18 protein-coding genes are annotated in these 16,733 nt (G+C 58.7%); 6 read left to right on the top strand and 12 right to left on the bottom strand.

Annotated features, from left to right (window positions below):
* The 4 genes from ACRDD5_RS20540 to nasR form a co-directional block, all read right to left on the bottom strand.
* On the bottom strand, window positions 1-774 hold a 774-nt coding region (locus ACRDD5_RS20540; protein WP_438677829.1), incomplete at its 3' end, for an ABC transporter ATP-binding protein.
* A 9-nt stretch (window positions 775-783) separates the two neighbouring features.
* Window positions 784-1,662 carry a nitrate ABC transporter permease gene (gene ntrB, locus ACRDD5_RS20535; RefSeq protein WP_271284128.1) on the bottom strand — a complete coding sequence of 293 codons (879 nt, stop codon included), beginning with the start codon at window positions 1,660-1,662 and terminating at the stop codon, window positions 784-786.
* A 1-nt stretch (window position 1,663) separates the two neighbouring features.
* Window positions 1,664-2,911, bottom strand: a complete 1,248-nt coding sequence (locus tag ACRDD5_RS20530) for a CmpA/NrtA family ABC transporter substrate-binding protein (protein ID WP_438677828.1) — start codon at window positions 2,909-2,911, stop codon at window positions 1,664-1,666.
* 228 nt (window positions 2,912-3,139) lie between these two features.
* The gene (gene nasR, locus ACRDD5_RS20525) at window positions 3,140-4,318 is read right to left on the bottom strand and encodes a nitrate regulatory protein NasR (RefSeq protein WP_271284126.1); all 1,179 of its coding nucleotides are present in this window, start codon (window positions 4,316-4,318) and stop codon (window positions 3,140-3,142) included.
* A 71-nt stretch (window positions 4,319-4,389) separates the two neighbouring features.
* Here nasR and ACRDD5_RS20520 point away from each other — a divergent pair, with 71 nt between their 5' ends.
* The 3 genes from ACRDD5_RS20520 (at window position 4,390) to ACRDD5_RS20510 (ending at window position 7,088) form a co-directional block, all read left to right on the top strand.
* On the top strand, window positions 4,390-4,743 hold the full coding sequence (locus ACRDD5_RS20520; RefSeq protein WP_271284125.1) for a DsrE/DsrF/TusD sulfur relay family protein: 354 nt from the start codon (window positions 4,390-4,392) through the stop codon (window positions 4,741-4,743).
* A 106-nt stretch (window positions 4,744-4,849) separates the two neighbouring features.
* On the top strand, window positions 4,850-6,634 hold the full coding sequence (locus tag ACRDD5_RS20515) for a methyl-accepting chemotaxis protein (protein ID WP_438677827.1): 1,785 nt from the start codon (window positions 4,850-4,852) through the stop codon (window positions 6,632-6,634).
* 211 nt (window positions 6,635-6,845) lie between these two features.
* On the top strand, window positions 6,846-7,088 hold the full coding sequence (locus tag ACRDD5_RS20510) for a DUF1883 domain-containing protein (protein ID WP_271284123.1): 243 nt from the start codon (window positions 6,846-6,848) through the stop codon (window positions 7,086-7,088).
* Between the two features lie 41 nt (window positions 7,089-7,129).
* Here the strand turns inward: ACRDD5_RS20510 and ACRDD5_RS20505 are convergent, their stop codons facing one another.
* Entirely contained in the window at window positions 7,130-7,825 is a 696-nt protein-coding gene (locus ACRDD5_RS20505) for a gamma-glutamylcyclotransferase (RefSeq protein WP_438677826.1), read from the bottom strand.
* 193 nt (window positions 7,826-8,018) lie between these two features.
* Window positions 8,019-8,249, bottom strand: coding sequence for a putative cation transport regulator ChaB (chaB, locus tag ACRDD5_RS20500; RefSeq protein WP_271284121.1), 231 nt, complete (start codon window positions 8,247-8,249; stop codon window positions 8,019-8,021).
* A gap of 269 nt (window positions 8,250-8,518) precedes the next feature.
* On the opposite strand from chaB, the gene chaA reads away from it, so the two are divergent.
* Window positions 8,519-9,619, top strand: coding sequence for a sodium-potassium/proton antiporter ChaA (chaA, locus tag ACRDD5_RS20495; RefSeq protein ID WP_271284120.1), 1,101 nt, complete (start codon window positions 8,519-8,521; stop codon window positions 9,617-9,619).
* Window positions 9,620-9,673: 54 nt separating this feature from the next.
* On the opposite strand, the gene kdsA is transcribed toward chaA, so the two are convergent.
* The 6 genes from kdsA to hemA are packed head-to-tail and all read right to left on the bottom strand — an operon-like array spanning window position 9,674 to window position 14,979.
* Window positions 9,674-10,528: a 3-deoxy-8-phosphooctulonate synthase gene (gene kdsA, locus ACRDD5_RS20490; RefSeq protein ID WP_271284119.1), complete on the bottom strand. Its 855-nt coding sequence runs from the start codon at window positions 10,526-10,528 to the stop codon at window positions 9,674-9,676.
* A gap of 36 nt (window positions 10,529-10,564) precedes the next feature.
* Complete coding sequence (sirB1, locus tag ACRDD5_RS20485; RefSeq protein WP_271284118.1) at window positions 10,565-11,374, bottom strand: invasion regulator SirB1; 810 nt, start codon at window positions 11,372-11,374, stop codon at window positions 10,565-10,567.
* 3 nt (window positions 11,375-11,377) lie between these two features.
* Window positions 11,378-11,770, bottom strand: coding sequence for an invasion regulator SirB2 (gene sirB2, locus ACRDD5_RS20480; protein ID WP_438677825.1), 393 nt, complete (start codon window positions 11,768-11,770; stop codon window positions 11,378-11,380).
* A complete protein-coding gene (prmC, locus tag ACRDD5_RS20475; RefSeq protein ID WP_438677824.1) occupies window positions 11,767-12,597 on the bottom strand; it encodes a peptide chain release factor N(5)-glutamine methyltransferase in 831 nt (276 codons plus the stop codon). Before prmC ends, sirB2 begins: the two co-directional genes overlap by 4 nt.
* Complete coding sequence (gene prfA, locus ACRDD5_RS20470) at window positions 12,597-13,679, bottom strand: peptide chain release factor 1 (protein ID WP_271284115.1); 1,083 nt, start codon at window positions 13,677-13,679, stop codon at window positions 12,597-12,599. The genes prmC and prfA overlap by 1 nt, the downstream gene beginning before the upstream one ends.
* A gap of 43 nt (window positions 13,680-13,722) precedes the next feature.
* On the bottom strand, window positions 13,723-14,979 hold the full coding sequence (gene hemA, locus ACRDD5_RS20465; protein ID WP_271284114.1) for a glutamyl-tRNA reductase: 1,257 nt from the start codon (window positions 14,977-14,979) through the stop codon (window positions 13,723-13,725).
* Between the two features lie 221 nt (window positions 14,980-15,200).
* On the opposite strand from hemA, the gene lolB reads away from it, so the two are divergent.
* On the top strand, window positions 15,201-15,812 hold the full coding sequence (lolB, locus tag ACRDD5_RS20460; protein WP_271284113.1) for a lipoprotein insertase outer membrane protein LolB: 612 nt from the start codon (window positions 15,201-15,203) through the stop codon (window positions 15,810-15,812).
* The gene (gene ispE / locus ACRDD5_RS20455) at window positions 15,812-16,678 is read left to right on the top strand and encodes a 4-(cytidine 5'-diphospho)-2-C-methyl-D-erythritol kinase (RefSeq protein WP_438677830.1); all 867 of its coding nucleotides are present in this window, start codon (window positions 15,812-15,814) and stop codon (window positions 16,676-16,678) included. Before lolB ends, ispE begins: the two co-directional genes overlap by 1 nt.
* Window positions 16,679-16,733: the final 55 nt, after the last annotated feature.

Below are 16,733 nucleotides of genomic sequence, written 5' to 3'. Positions count from 1 at the left end.
CTGTTTTTCGTAGAGGAAATGCAGGATCTGCTGACGCATATGGTGATAGCGGCTGTCTTCCGCCAGCTGCACCCGGTTGCGCGGGCGCGGCAGATCGACGCGCAATATCTCACCGACCGTCGCCGCCGGGCCGTTGGTCATCATCAGCACCCGATCCGAGAGCAGCACCGCTTCGTCCACGTCGTGGGTGATCAGCACGATGGTGGTATTCAGCTCCTGCTGGATTTTCATCACCGAATCCTGCAGATGGGCGCGGGTCAGGGCGTCGAGGGCACCAAAGGGCTCGTCCATCAGCAGCACTTTTGGCTTCATCGCCAGCGCGCGGGCAATGCCGACACGCTGCTTCATGCCGCCGGAAATCTCGCCGGGGCGTTTGTGGATGGCGTGCCCCATCTGCACCCGGTCGAGGTTGTGCTCGATCCACTCCCGGCGTTCCGCTTTGCTCATGCTGCGGCGGAACACCTGATCCACCGCCAGCGCCACGTTGTCGAAGCAGGTCAGCCACGGCAGCAGGGAGTGGTTCTGGAATACCACCGCCCGCTCCGGGCCTGGCCCGGCAATTTCGCGGTTGTCACAGAGCAACCCGCCCTCGGTAGGCAAGGTGATGCCCGCGATCAGGTTCAGCAGCGTTGACTTGCCGCAGCCGGAGTGACCAATCAGGCTGACGGTCTCCCCTTCGTGAATATCAAATGAGACGTTCTGCAGCGCCAGAAACTCGCCGCTGGCGGTGGAAAAACGTTGGCTGACGGCCTGGACCTGAATTAATGGTTTCATGTGCGCTCCTTATTTTTCCTGCCAGCTGAAACGACGGGCGATCAGCATCAGCCCCTGCTCCAGCAGTAAACCGACCACGCCGATAATGACGATGGCGATAAGAATGTTTTCAACGTTGAGGTTGTTCCACTCGTTCCAGATCCAGAAGCCGATCCCCAGCCCCCCGGTGAGCATCTCTGCCGCGACAATCACCAGCCAGGCGATGCCGATGGAGAGACGTACCCCGGTCAGGACCGCAGGCAGCACCGCCGGGAACAGAATGCGGCGCATCACCGTCCACTCTGAGAGCTGCAATACCCGCGCCACGTTGAGGTAATCTTCCGGAATGCGGCGTACCCCTTCGGCAGTGTTAATCACCATCGGCCAGATCGAGCAGATAAAAATGGTCCAGCTGGAGGCGGGTTCTGCTTTCTGAAACAGCAGCAGGCCAATCGGCAGCCAGGCCAGCGGGCTGACCGGACGCAGGAGCGCAATCAGCGGGTTAAACATGCGGGCCAGAAAGGTGAAACGGCCTATCAGGAACCCCAGCGGAATCCCGACCAGCGCCGCCAGACCAAAACCGATGGCCACGCGCTGCAGGGAAGCCAGCACGTTCCAGCCCACCCCCATGTCGTTTGGCCCGTCACGGTAGAAGGGATCGGCAAACAGCGTCATGGCCGAATCCAGGGTGCTGAGCGGCGTCGGAAAGCCTTTGCTGTTCAGCGCGGCCAGCTGCCAGGCTAGCACCAGCAGCCCCAGACCGAGCACTGCCGGGATCAGCCGCTGCAGCAGGGCATTAATCTGCCGGGCGAAGGCCGGTGCGCGACGGCGTACCTGAACCGGCGGCAGGGTGATGACTTCACCGCTGACCGGCGCGGCGGGTGCCGCTTTGGTGTTTACTTTTTTCATATCAGGCCCCTGTACGGTGAATGGCAAAACTGTTGGCGTACGCTTTCGGATCGGTCCCGTTCCAGACGGTGCCGTCCATCAGCCGGCTGCTGCGAAGCGGTGACGAAGGTGTTGAAATCCCTCCCACCGCGGTAGCGGCATCCTGCCAGATATCGGTGCGGTTAATGCGTTTGGCGATGGCGGCGTAGTCCGGGTCGGTTTTCAGCAGCCCCCAGCGGCGGAACTGGGTTAAGAACCACATGCCGTCGGAGTGCCACGGGTAGCTGACCGCCCCCTCGCCGAAGAAGCGAATCGGGTTGGCATCCTGCCAGCGCTGTCCGACGCCGTTGTCGTACTCCCCCAGCATGCGCCCGGTGAGGTACTGCTCTTTGGTGTTGAGCCAGGCGCGACGCGCCAGCAGTTGGGCGGTCTCCTGCTTGTTCTGCGGCGAGGCATCGATCCAGCGCTGCGCCTCCAGCAGGGCGCTGACCAGCGCCCGGGCGGTGTTCGGGTGACTCTCGACCCACTCCTGGCGGGTACCGAGGATTTTTTCCGGGTGCTCTGGCCATACCGACTGGGAGGTGGCAGCGGTAAAGCCGATCCGGTCGTTGATGGCCCGGGCGTTCCACGGCTCGCCGACGCAAAAGCCAACCATGTTGCCGATGCGCATGTTCATCACCATCTGCGGCGGCGGCACCACCACGGTGCGCACGTCGTCGAATGGATTGATGCCCGCACTCGCCAGCCAGTAGTAGAGCCACATGGCGTGGGTGCCGGTCGGGAAGGTATGGGCGAAGGTGTAGCTGCCCGGTGCCTGCTGTCCAATCAGCTTTTTCAGCCCCTCGACGTCGCGCACGCCCTGCTGCGCCAGCTCGCTCGAGAGGGTGATCGCCTGCCCGTTCTGGTTGAGGGTCATCAGGTTCGCCATCTGTTTAGGCTTCCCGGCGATCCCCAGCTCCAGGCCGTACAGCAGGCCGTAAAGAATGTGTGCAGCGTCGAGTTCTCCGGCCACCAGCTTGTCGCGGACGGCGGCCCAGCTGGCCTCTTTGGTCGGCACCAGGGTAAAGCCGTATTTTTTATCGAACCCTTTATAAGCCGCGATCGCCAGCGGCGCGCAGTCGGTCAGCGGGATAAAGCCGACGCGCACGGTATCGAGCTCCGGCTTATCGGAGCCTGCGGCCCACGCGGTCTGCATCAGGCCCGGCAACATCATTGCCCCGCCCGCCAGCGCGCTGGCCTGTAAGAAACGCCGTCTTGTCCATTCCACCATGCTCACTCCCGAAAAAATGCCAAAAAAAAGCGCCCGGCAGTGCCGAAGCACTGCAGGACGCCTTTATCCTGAAGACTGACGCACCGCCGTTGGCGCGCCGTCTAACATTGTTAATTAACTATTGCAAAGATGATGCCAGCTTTTAAATCCTTTCCCGACGGGCTTTTTCTGCCTGCGGGCAGGTAAAACGCACCTGAATCATGCAGGCGTTGCCCGTCCGCAGTGCAACTAGCCTTTGGAGGTCTCCTGCCACAGCGCCTTCACCGTCAGCAGCGCCCGGGCGATATCCACCATCCTTTGATTTTTATCCATCGCCATTTTGCGCAGCTGGCACCAGGCCTGCTCCTCGCTCATCTGCTGATGGGTCATGAGTACGCTTTTGGCTTTATCGATCACCTTGCGCTCCTCCAGCGTGTCGCGCATCGACGCCAGCTGACGGGAGAGTTGTTCAATCTCGCGCGCCTGCTGGCGCACCAGCGGCAGGAGCGGCTTTTGCGGATACAGCGCCAGGGGTTCATCCGCCAGCGGCTCTTCTGCCGGGTAGTCGTCAGCCCGGGCGATCAGCGCGTCGACCGCCAGCATCAGGTCGGCGATCTGCAACTCTTCGAGGGTGCGCAGCTGTTCCAGCCGCGCGGTTTGCAACGAGAACCAGTGCAGGGCCAGCACGCCCTTATCCGCCGCGGGCTGGCGGGTGCAGGCCTGCCGCCGCAGCTGTTCGGTCTCGGCACCCGGCACGCTGAGTGTAAAGTGCTCGTGCAGCGCAACCGGCGCCAGAGAGAGGAAAACATCGAAGCAAGCCTGCTGCCCGTCGATCCGGTCCACCAGGGTCTGGCGCATCTCATCGCTGAAAAAGCCCTGGGTAAAGCCGATCGCCCCCAGTGCCCGCTCCTGCCCCACCAGCTCTTTGCCCTGCATCAGGCTGTAGAGCGCAACAAATCTGCCTGCGATTTGCGGATCGTCAATGCTGTCATTGAGCTGCGGCACGATACTGAGCAGATTGCGCAGGGCGCGGCTGTAGTGTTCCATCGCCGTGGCGGCGGGCAGCGAGCAGGCGGTGATGGCCTCGCGAAGCTGAGGCAGTTGCTCCAGGCTTTGCAGGGCGCTGGCGACGCGTTCGCACAGGGTGCTGCTGGCCATCAGCGGCGTACCCAGCGCATGGTGCAGCGCCGTGCGCTGATCGTCGACCAGCGCACGGCTGGCCTTGCACTCCAGGGCATACAGCGTACCCTGCGAGCAGAGCCAGATATTCGATGCCCCGCGCTCGCACTGGAGCATATGCGCCAGGTGGCTAATCCGGCTCACCAGCGTGCCGAGCTGCGCCAGTTTGCACAGCTGCTGTTTGCGCATCAGTCTGGCGTGCTGGAACCATTCAGTGGCGCCGGGTAGACGGCCAGTGATTATCGTCATGCTTACTCTCCCGGGTCAGTGTGTTAAAGAGATAAGCAATATTCATGCCTTTTAAACTATCAGGAGTCAAAATGCAGAAGATCGTGATTGTCGCCAACGGCGCGGCCTACGGCAGCGAGTCGTTATTTAACAGCCTGCGGCTGGCCATCGCCCTGCGCGAACAGGAAGACGCGCTGGATTTACGCCTGTTTTTAATGTCAGATGCGGTGACCGCCGGGCTGCGCGGGCAGAAACCGGCCGAGGGGTATAACATTCAGCAGATGCTGGAGATCCTGACCGCACAGGATGTGCCGGTGAAGCTGTGCAAGACCTGCACCGACGGGCGTGGGATCAGCGCCCTGCCGCTGATTGACGGGGTTGAGATCGGCACTTTGGTCGAGCTGGCGCAGTGGACGTTGGCTGCCGATAAATTATTAACATTTTAATAATTTCCAAAAGAATATATTTTTTGCTTATGACCGCGGTTCCAGCATCAAGTTTACCTGCTCATTGCCGATAGGCTTTGTATTCTCACTCAGCAGGTATTTCTCTATGTTCAGGTCAATTCGCGCTCGTATTATCGCGGCGACAGTCGGTTGTCTGGTCGTCGCCCTTCTTCTTAATACCGTCATTAATTTCCAGGTAACGCGCGAGGACAACCAGCAGTCGCAGCGCGATATGCTGGCCAGCACCCGCGCCAGCCACAGTCTGGCGATCGGCGACTGGGTCAACAGCAAGATGATGGTGATCAACTCCCTGCAGAGCGTGGCCCTGAGCGACGATCCGGTGCCGATGTTTAAACAGCTGGCGCAGGCGGGCGGGTTTATTAACGTCTACGTTGGCTATGCCAGCAAAACGGCAAAATTCTCTGAGCCTGCCGGGGTGCCTGACGATTACGATCCTACCATACGCCCTTGGTATCAGCAGGCCGCCAAAGAAGGTCGCCCGGTGGTCACCGCCCCGTATGTCGATACCGGCACCAAAAAACTGGTGGTCACCTTTGCCGTACCGGTGATAGAGAACGGCGAACTGAAAGCGGTGCTGGCTGGTGATGTGGCAATGGATAGCGTGATCGCCAACGTGCAGGGCATCCACCCGACGCCGGCCAGCAGCGGTCTGCTGATCGACAGCGACGGCACGGTGATTGCTGCCAACGATCCGGCCCTGACGCTGAAGCGATTTAACGACGTCATCAGCGACGTGGATCTGAATGCCCTGAAACGCGGCGACAGCGTGGTGGGTCAGTTTAACGGGGTGACAAAAACCTTCGCCGCCGCGCCGATTGCCGGTACCCAGTGGCAGCTGATAGTCGCCCTCGACAGCGCGGATGCTACCGCGGGGATGCGCACCCTGGTGAAGGCCTCGGGGCTGTCGCTGGCCATCCTGGTCCTGCTTAGCGGGGCGGTGGTCCACTTTGTGATTGCCCGCCTGCTAAAAAGGCTGTCGGAGATCCGCGACGCAATGCACGCCATTGCCAATGGCACCAACGATCTCTCCCAGCGTCTGCCGGAAAAAGGCGACGACGAGGTGGCGCAGATCGCCCATGCGTTTAACGCCTTCAGCGACAAGCTGTCGGTAGTGATGGTGCAGCTGCGCGACGCCAGCGCCTCGGTGAAAAATGCCGCCCAGGAGATTGCCGCCGGTAACCGGGATCTCTCCGGTCGTACCGAACAGGCCGCCTCCAGCCTGCGCGAAACCGCCAGCGCCGTAGAGCAGATCACCGCCTCGGTCGCCCAGTCGACCGAATCGGCGGCGGTGGCTAACAGCCAGGCCGAGAAAGCCTCTGAAGCCGCCTCACGCGGTGGCAGCGTGGTATCCCAGGCGATCTCAACGATGCAGGCCATCGAAGCGGCGTCTACCCAGATTGGCGACATCACCAGCGTGATTGACGGTATTGCCTTCCAGACCAATATCCTGGCGCTGAACGCCTCGGTAGAAGCGGCGCGCGCGGGCGAACAGGGTCGCGGCTTTGCGGTGGTAGCCGGTGAGGTGCGTAATCTCGCCAGCCGCAGCGCCCAGGCGGCCAAAGAGATTAAAACCCTGATTGATTCCACCACCAACAGCGTGGCGACCGGTTCACGCTACGTCCATCTGGCCGGACAGAGCATGGATGAGATCGTCACCAGCATCGGCAGCATGTCGGGGATCATGCGGGAAATTACCGTCGCCACCAGCGAGCAGATGAAAGGCATTCAGGAGATTAACCGGGCGGTGACGCACCTCGACGGTATGGTGCAGCAGAACGCCGAGCTGGTGGTGCAATCGGCCGCGGCGGCCAGCGCCCTGCAGGGTCAGGCGGGCGAGCTCGCTGAAACCGCCGGACATTTCCGCATTTAATATCAATCCACTGCCTGAAAGCCGTGTAATGCGGCGTCAGCTGAAAGCTTTCAGGCATATTGTCATTTTTGTTTAAGGGTTATGACATTTTTTGATCAAAATCAGCATCGGCTGCCTTCCCCTTTGGTGTTATGTCATGAGTGAATTGTGAACAACATCACGCTCAGGATTAGCCGCAAGGAGAGCGTTGTTTCCAGAAACGGGGTAAAAAATGGCACTGGTGAAAGCAAGTTTGAAATTGTTTGGCGGGGATACGGTGGTGGTGCGTTGCTCAGAGCGTTGTCATATTCATCTGATGAACCACAAAGCGCCGCGCAAAACGCAGGCGGATATTTTAAGCGTTGAGGATCGGGACAACGCGTGGCTCACGGTGCCGTATACCGGCACCTGGGAAGTGCTGATCGACAGCCACAGTCAGTCGCTCGAGCATTCGATTAGCTTCGTCGCCGCGTAACAATACTCGCCCGGTGCGCCGCAAGGCCACCGGGCATTTTTTCAGGCAAAGCCCGCGCGCAGTTGAGTTTCGGGCAGGCTACTTTCCAGTAAAGCCCGCACTTTCGACACCAGCTCATTCAGACAATCATCCTGCATACCGAGGCGCGTCAGCTCCTGATCGAGTGAGAACAGGTACTGGGCATTGGTGCCAAGCGGTCCGCTGGCGGCGGCGATCAGCGGCGCAATCACCTGCGTGCGCGTATCGGCTTCAAACAGCGGATGGCGCGGATCCATAATAAAGACCAGCGCGTTGACGGTGCGTCCGTCATCGAGATCCAGCTTGCACCAGCTCGGCATATAGCAGCCGGTGATCATTTCACGCTTCCACAGCAGGGCCAGCTCCTCTTCCAGCGTCGCATCCGGCAGGCGATAGGCCACCCCCGTGGTGCGTCCGCCCTCTTTCAGGGCAAGCATCCGGCCTGGCTGACAGGCACTGCCGCGTCCGGCGGTCAGGCGCAAACAGAATGCGCGATGCCAGCCCGGCAGCGTCCCGGTGGCGGACTCTTGATAGTCCAGCGCCGGGTTCCACATCAACGAACCATAACCAAAGAGCCACACGGGACCGGCGTCCGGACGGCACGCCAGCGTTGCCGCCAGCGACGCTGCACGCTGTTCAGCCGACCAGAGCAGCGACTCTTCAATATCACCAAAGGCCGTTTTACAGTCGGCCTTCATCAGAAAATCACGCGTAATCATATTGCACCTCTGCCACTGCTTGCTTCCTTGCGATACCTTTATATGAACCTTCCAGGTCTTTTTACTGCTCAATTAGAAAGCAGTTACAGTGACGATATGCAATAAATCGGCCGCATGCAACTCAGGGGATGAATAACCGCCTTAAATATCAAATTGCAGGCTGCTAACTATTTGTCCTGATTTAATCAGCGGGCTATTTCTTCTTGTGCCATTTGTCGTCGTCCCCCTTTTGGTAGTCGTGCTTCACGGCCGCCCAGGCCACGCGGTGCGCGGTCTCCTCCCGGGTGGCATCGTCCCGCCTGTCGTCTTTATCCTTATACTGATCCCAGGCGCTGTTGAAGGCTTCTTTGTAGATCTCCTGCGCATGTGCGGGTAACACATGCTGGACACTGTCGGGTAAATCGCTTTTCGTTTTGTATGGCATTGCAAACCCCTATTTTTAATCACTTATTAAGTGTGGCTCACAATACTGACGGCTTCCAGCTTTAAGAATAAACGGATTATTCTGTTTTATAATTCACTGTTATTAAGGATATATTTAACAAAAATGTCTTATTATGGCTCACTCATCACCTAAAACAGCCAAACCGTAAATTCAGGTAAAAGGTAAGCGGAAGTTAACGCTAATCTGTTAATTTAACGTTCCGCTTTTTCTATCTATAATTACAAGCACCTGCATACATGGAGAATCACATGACAACCACACACGAGACGGTGAAAACCCGTCATAAGGAGACGTCTCTCATTTTCCCGCTGCTGGCGCTGGCGGTGTTGTTCTTCTGGGGAAATAGCCAGACGCTGCCAGTGGTCATCGGCATTAACATCCTTGCCCTTATCGGTATTTTGAGTAGTGCTTTTAGCGTGGTGCGCCATGCTGACGTGTTAGCCCACCGCCTCGGCGAACCCTACGGTTCCCTGATTTTAAGTCTCTCTGTCGTTATTCTGGAAGTGAGCCTCATTTCTGCGCTGATGGCGACCGGCGACGCCGCCCCGACCCTGATGCGCGACACCCTTTATTCCATCATCATGATTGTCACCGGCGGTCTGGTTGGCTTCTCGCTGCTGCTGGGCGGGCGTAAATTTGCTACCCAGTATGTGAATCTGTTTGGTATTAAACAGTATCTGATTGCCCTCTTCCCGCTGGCGATTATCGTGCTGGTGTTTCCGATGGCGCTGCCCGGAGCCAACTTTACGACCGGTCAGGCCCTGCTGGTGGCATTGATTTCAGCGGCGATGTACGGCGTGTTTTTGCTGATTCAGACCAAAACGCACCAGAGCCTATTCGTGTATGAGCATGAAGATGAAGGCGACGACGATGACCCGCATCACGGTAAACCGTCAGCGCACAGCAATCTGTGGCACTCGATTTGGCTGATCGTGCATCTGATTGCGGTTATCGCCGTGACCAAAATGAACGCGGCACCGCTGGAAACGCTGCTGACCGAGCTGAATGCGCCGGTGGCCTTTACTGGCTTCCTCGTCGCGCTGCTGATCCTCTCCCCGGAAGGGCTGGGGGCACTGCGGGCGGTGCTGAACAATCAGGTGCAGCGCGCCATGAACCTGTTCTTTGGTTCGGTGCTGGCCACCATCTCCCTGACCGTTCCGGTGGTGACGCTGATTGCCTTCCTGACCGGCAACGAGCTGGTGTTTAGCCTTGGCGCTCCGGAGATGATTGTGATGGTCGCTTCGCTGGTGCTGTGTCAGATTTCGTTCTCTACCGGGCGGACCAACGTGCTGAACGGTGCGGCGCATATGGCGCTGTTTGTTGCGTATCTGATGACGATCTTTGCCTAGCCTGTCACTGGGCAAAAAAAAACCCGCCGAGGCGGGTTTTTTCATTCATGACGATCAGTTGCTGGTGTCCAGCTCGTCAAAGTTTTTGACCAGGTCGTCAATCGCTTTGATTTGCTTCAGGAACGGCTCCAGCTTGTCCAGCGGCAGTGCGGACGGGCCGTCGCATTTCGCATTGGCTGGATCCGGGTGGGCTTCGATAAACAGCCCCGCCAGACCGGTAGCCATACCGGCACGCGCCAGCTCAGCAACCTGCGCACGACGACCGCCAGAGGCGGCGCCAAACGGGTCGCGGCACTGCAGGGCGTGGGTGACGTCGAAGATCACCGGGGACTGGTTCGACACGTTCTTCATCACGCTGAAGCCCAGCATATCCACAACCAGGTTGTCATAGCCGAAGTTAGAACCACGGTCGCAGAGGATCACTTTGTCGTTACCGCCTTCGATAAACTTGTCGACAATATTCCCCATCTGCCCCGGGCTGACGAACTGCGGTTTTTTCACGTTGATGACGGCACCGGTCTTCGCCATCGCTTCAACCAGATCGGTCTGACGGGCGAGGAACGCAGGCAGCTGGATCACGTCAACCACGTCAGCAACCGGCTGCGCCTGGCTGGCTTCGTGAACGTCGGTGATCACTTTCACGCCGAACGTCTGCTTCAGCTCCTGGAAAATCTTCATCCCCTCTTCCAGACCCGGGCCACGGTAAGAGTGAATAGAGGAGCGGTTGGCTTTGTCAAAAGAGGCCTTAAACACATACGGGATCCCCAGCTTCTGGGTAACGGTCACGTAGTGTTCGCAGATGCGCATCGCCAGATCGCGGGATTCCAGAACGTTCATGCCACCGAACAGCACGAACGGCAGGTCGTTCGCTACCTTGATATCGCCAATGCTAACCACTTTTTGTTTCATAGGATCGCCTTATTCAGGGGTGAATCGGAATTAAGATTAATGCAACGTAATCTGTTTATGCGCGATGGAGTTAATCTGCGCGCGAATCATTTCGCTGATCGGATCTTCCGGACACTGCTCAACGAAATAATTCAAATCAGTCAGCGCCACGTGGTCGCACTCCAGCTGGACGTAGATCAGGCCGCGGTCGCGGATCTCGTACGGATCTTCCGGGTTAAACTGCAGCAGCACCTCACTGGCGCGTAATGCCAGCTCCATCTGCCGCTCTTCCATCAGCGCAGATTTTAAGGTGTCCAGCAGCTTGCGCACCACTTCGGCGTTGTCCGCTTCGTCCAGATCTTCATTGAACAGCTCGGCCAGCGGACTGATATTGCCCTTCAGCCAGACGTCCAGCGTGTGTTCATCAAGAGTGTCGCCGTTGAACGGGTTGATTAACCACATTTCTCCGTCGAGCCACTCGGCGCGCAGCAGCATTTGCGTCGGGAAGATGACCGGCACCAGCGGGATATCCAGACGGTGCGCCACCCACAGCAAAATCGCCCCCAGCGCAACGGCGCTGCCCTGGCGGTGTTCCAGAACCTGATCGAGCCACAGCGCATCGGAAAGACGATACACGCCGCGCTTATCGCTGAAGCCCCATTCGCCGTAGAACAGTTCAATCAGCTTTTCCAGCTGCCAGTCCTGCGGGCGCGTCTGATGAATCTCTTCACGCGCCAGACTCACCAGTTTCTCCAGCTCGTCGTAGACGTTCTGCGAGACGAAATCATCGCGGATCATCTCCGAGACCTGGATCATGCCGTCGCACAGCGGCACTTTATTAAATTCGAAATCGGCCAAGGACTTCATGACTTACCCCAGTAACGGTATTCTTGTGGTGGCGAGTTTAATGATGATGTACAGCACCACCAGCCCCAGCAGAAAAGCAACAAAGCCTACCTGCTGGCTGCGCGGACGATGTCGCCCCAGCGCAATAAAACCCAAAACGATGTAGATGATAACGCCAAACAGCTTTTCAGTCAGCCATGCGCCATCATCGGTAAACGGTAGATAGCCCGTCACCCACATCAACCCCGCGCCCGAGAGAAACAGCACGGTGTCGATGCAGTGCGGCGCGACCCGCACCCAGCGGGCGTTGATAAGCTGATTATTGCTGTAGCGCCACCAGTAGCGCAGCGCAAAAAAACTGACCGTCAGCACGACGGCGGCGATATGCACAGAGATCAGCAGCGAAAATCCGTTCATGCCCACTTACCCAAGGTCAGACGTTCATTGCCGCCATAATCGCGACAGGTTTCCACCTGCTGATAACCCGCCTGCAGGAACAGCGCACGCACGGTTTCACCCTGGGTCCAGCCGTGCTCCAGCAGCAGCCAGCCGTCGCTCACCAGATGCTGGCGGGCGTCGGTAATAATCTGGCTCAGATCGGCCAGCCCCTGCCCGGCGGCAACCAGCGCGCTGCGCGGCTCGAAGCGCACATCGCCTTCACCCAGATGGGGATCGGCTTCATCAATATAGGGGGGGTTGCTGACGATGGTCTCAAACTGGCGATCGGCGAGCGCCGAAAACCAGCTGCTGTGCACAACGGTGACGTTTGGCAGCGCCAGACGGTCTACATTGCGCTGCGCCAGCGCCACCGCGTCAGGCATCACATCAACCGCTGTGACCTGACAGTCCGGGCGTTCACTGGCCAGCGCCAGGGCAATTGCCCCGGTGCCGGTGCCTAAATCCAGAATGCGCGCGGGCGACGCGGGCAATCGTGCCAGCGCCTGCTCCACCAGACATTCGGTATCCGGGCGCGGGATCAGCGTCGCCGCCGAGACGTACAGCGGCAGCGACCAGAACTCGCGCTCGCCCACCAGATGCGCCACCGGCTCGCCGGTTTTGCGCCGGGCCAGCAGCTCAGCCAGCTGAGACTCTTCGTCGCGGGTCAGCATCGTCTCAGCAAAGGCGAGAATATAGGTCCGCGCCCTGCCGGTGACGTGCCCCAGCAGGATCTCCGCGTCGCGACGCGGGCTGTCGCTGGCGCTGAGTTCGCTGACCGCGTGACGTAGCCAGTGCTGAAAATCCATTAGTCCTGCTCTGCCAGCGCCGCCAGCTGATCGGCCTGGTACTCCTGCACGATCGGCTCGATCAACGAATCCAGCTTGCCTTCCATCGTCTCATCCAGACGGTAAAGCGTCAGGTTGATGCGGTGGTCTGTGACGCGCCCCTGCGGGAAGTTATAGGTCCGGTTGCGATCGCTGCGATCGCCGGTGCCCAGCAGGTTGCGGCGGGTTGAGGCTTCGGCCTGCTGACGTTTGGCGATTTCAGCTGCGCGAATACGCGCACCCAGCACCGACAGCGCTTTGGCTTTGTTTTTGTGCTGGGAACGTTCGTCCTGACACTCCACCACAATACCGGTTGGCAGGTGGGTAATACGGATCGCGGAGTCGGTGGTGTTAACGTGCTGACCGCCTGCCCCGGACGAACGGAAGGTATCGATGCGCAGCTCGGACGGGTTGATGTCCGGCAGCTCGGCTTCCGGCAGCTCGGGCATTACCGCCACGGTGCAGGCGGAGGTGTGAATACGCCCCTGCGATTCGGTGGCCGGTACGCGCTGAACGCGATGACCGCCGGATTCGAACTTCAGGCGGCCATATACGCCGTCACCGCTGATCTTGGCGATCACTTCTTTATAGCCGCCATGCTCACCTTCGTTGGCGCTGATGATCTCCACGCGCCAGCGGCGGGATTCCGCATAACGGCTGTACATACGGAACAGATCCCCGGCAAACAGCGCCGCTTCATCCCCGCCGGTCCCGGCGCGGACTTCGACAAAGGCGTTGCGTTCATCGTCCGGATCTTTTGGCAGCAGCAGCACCTGCAGCTGTTGCTCCATCTCTTCCGCGCGGGCTTTAGCGTCCTGCAACTCTTCCTGCGCCATTTCGCGCATTTCCGGGTCGTCGAGCATCATCTGCGCGGTTTCTATATCTTCCTGAACCTGCTGCCACTCGGTAAAGCAGCGTGATACATCACTTAACTGTGCATACTCGCGCGACAGCGCGCGAAAACGTTCCTGGTCAGCAATAGTCGCGGCATCGCCGAGCAGCGCCTGAACTTCTTCATGGCGCTCGTGCAGCGCTTCCAGTTTGGCGACGATAGAGGGCTTCATAGGCGTAGGGGCACCTTGTAATAAAAATTATGGGTATAGTGCGCTATTCCAGCCCGAGGCTGTCGCGCAGAATGGTCAGGCGTTCGTCGTCCCCGTCACGGGCGGCCTGTTGAAGTGATTTGGTTGGGGCATGGATCAGGCGATTGGTCAGTTTCCATGCCAGTTCCTGCATGATGACCTGCGGATCGCCACCCTGTTCCAGGGAGGCCAGCGCTTTGGCCGTCAGTTCATTACGCACCTGCTCCGCCTGACCGCGGTACTCGCGAATGGTCTCGCTGACGCTTTGCGCGCGCAGCCAGGCCATAAATTCGCTGGTTTCTTGCTCGACAATTGTCTCGGCCTGCACCGCTGCCGCTTTACGCTGGGCAAGGTTGTGCGAAATGATGCTCTGCAGATCGTCCACGCTGTAAAGATAGGCGTTCGCCAGCTTGCCCACTTCCGGCTCGACATCGCGCGGGACGGCGATGTCCACCAGCAGCATCGGCTGATTACGGCGGGATTTCAGGGCGCGCTCAACCATACCTTTGCCGATGATCGGCAGCGGGCTGGCAGTGGAACTGATAATGATATCGGCCTCATTCAGCCGCGCATCGATGTCGCTCAGGGCGATCACTTCCGCGCCGACTTCGTCTGCCAGCGCCTGAGCGCGCTCGCGGGTTCGGTTGGCGATAATCATTTTTTTAACTTTGTGCTCGCGTAAATGACGGGCGACCAGCTCGATAGTTTCACCCGCGCCGACCAGCAGCACGGAAACCGTCGATAAGGATTCAAAGATTTGTCGCGCCAGAGTACAGGCCGCGAAAGCAACCGAAACCGCACTGGCACCAATGTCGGTTTCGGTTCGCACACGCTTGGCGACAGAGAAAGATTTCTGGAACATGCGTTCCAGCTCGCTGGCCTTGAGGTGGCCTTTTTGCGAATCCGCAAACGCTTTTTTGACCTGACCGAGGATCTGCGGCTCGCCCAGCACCAGTGAATCCAGACCGCTGGCGACACGCATCAAATGGCTAACGGCGTCGTTATCCTGGTGCCAGTAAAGGCTATTGCGCAGCTCGTCTTCGTTCAGCTTGTGGTATTCACAGAGCCAGCGAATCAGCACCTCATGCAGGTTGTCCTGCTCTTCCACGCTGAGATACAGCTCGGTGCGGTTGCACGTCGACAGCACCACGCCACCCTGCACCATTGGCTGGGCAAGGAGACTTTCCAGCGCCTGGTCGAGCGTATCCGGCGAAAACGTTACGCGTTCTCGCAGTGAAACCGGGGCTGTTTTGTGGTTAATACCGAGTGCTAAAAGGGTCATATGAGCGGGAGTAGTACCAGCGTTAATAAGGTTAGCAGGCCGCATCATACAGGATGCGCGAGATCAATAAAAGAGACTGCCCCCTTTCGGAGTAATAGGTTATCGCTTGTTATTAACCGTTAATTTGAGGAATTAGGACAACTTGAGCGTAGACGCTGCCGCAGGCGGGCGCTAGCATTAAGGAATATAACTGCCACGTATCTCAAGGATTTGTCACCATTATGACCAGACTGATTCGCCTGCTGCCCCTGGCCGCGCTGGTGCTGACCGCATGTTCCATCACGCCGCCGAAAGGCCCGGGCAAAAGCCCGGACGCGCCTCAGTGGCGCCAGCATCAACAGGATGTGCGCGCCCTGAACCAGTACCAGACGCGCGGTGCCTTTGCTTATCTGTCCGATCAGCAGAAAGTGTACGCGCGCTTCTTCTGGCAGCAGACCGGCCAGGATCGCTATCGCCTGCTGCTGCTGAATCCGCTTGGCAGCACGGAAATGGAGCTGATTGCCCAGCCGGGCACCGCACAAATTACCGATAATAAAGGCCAGAAATATACCGGCACCGATGCCGAAGAGATGATTGGTAAGCTGACCGGGATGCCGATCCCGATTACCAGCTTGCGCCAGTGGATCCTCGGCCTGCCGGGCGATGCCACCGATTATAAGCTCGACGACCAGTATCGCCTGAGCGAAGTGAATTACAGCCAGAACGGCAAAAAATGGAAAGTGGTATACGGCGGTTATGACAGCAACAGCAAACCGGCCCTGCCGTCCAGCCTGGAACTGACCGAAGGCAGCCAGCGTATTAAGCTCAAAATGGATAACTGGATTGTCAAATGATGAGCCACTGGCCTTCACCGGCAAAGCTGAACCTGTTTTTGTACATTACCGGCCAGCGTGCTGACGGGTATCACACCCTGCAGACGCTGTTTCAGTTTATCGACTACGGCGACACGATTTCGATTGAACCGCGCGCGGACGGGCTGATTCGGTTGTTAACACCGGTAGAAGGCGTGCCGGATGAAGAGAACCTGATTGTGCGTGCCGCCCGCCTGCTGATGGCGGCTGCGGCGCAGTCGGGGCTTTTGCCTGCGGGCAGCGGCGCCGATATCTGCGTCGACAAGCGCCTGCCGATGGGCGGCGGGCTGGGCGGCGGATCGTCTAATGCCGCCACCGTGCTGGTGGTGCTTAATCACCTGTGGGGGTGCGGTCTGTCGGTCGATGAGCTGGCGGCGCTGGGGTTAACGCTTGGTGCCGACGTGCCGGTATTCGTGCGCGGACACGCCGCCTTTGCCGAAGGAGTGGGCGAGATCCTCTCCCCGGCCAGTCCGGCGGAAAAATGGTATCTGGTGGCCCACCCTGGAGTCAGCATTCCGACGCCGGTTATCTTTAAGGATCCGGACCTTCCGCGTAACACCCCGGTCCGGTCAATAGAAACGTTATTAAATTGTGAATTTGGCAACGATTGTGAGGATATCGCAAGAAAACGTTTTCGCGAGGTTGATGTCGCGCTTTCCTGGCTGTTAGAATACGCGCCGTCGCGCCTGACTGGCACAGGGGCCTGTGTCTTTGCTGAATTTGACACGGAATCTGCTGCACGTCAGGTGCTCGAGCTGGCTCCAGAGTGGCTGCATGGTTTTGTAGCGCGTGGTATGAACACCTCCCCGCTACAGCAGGCCATTCTGGCGCAATCTGAGTTTCGGTGACAACGTCACCCTGTTCCAGACGTTGCATCGCGCTCTTTAATACACCGCCTGGATA

This window comes from Silvania sp. (assembly GCF_051656365.1).
Lineage (GTDB): Bacteria > Pseudomonadota > Gammaproteobacteria > Enterobacterales > Enterobacteriaceae > Enterobacter > Enterobacter hatchlandensis.
This window is presented reverse-complemented; position numbering and strand designations above follow the sequence as displayed.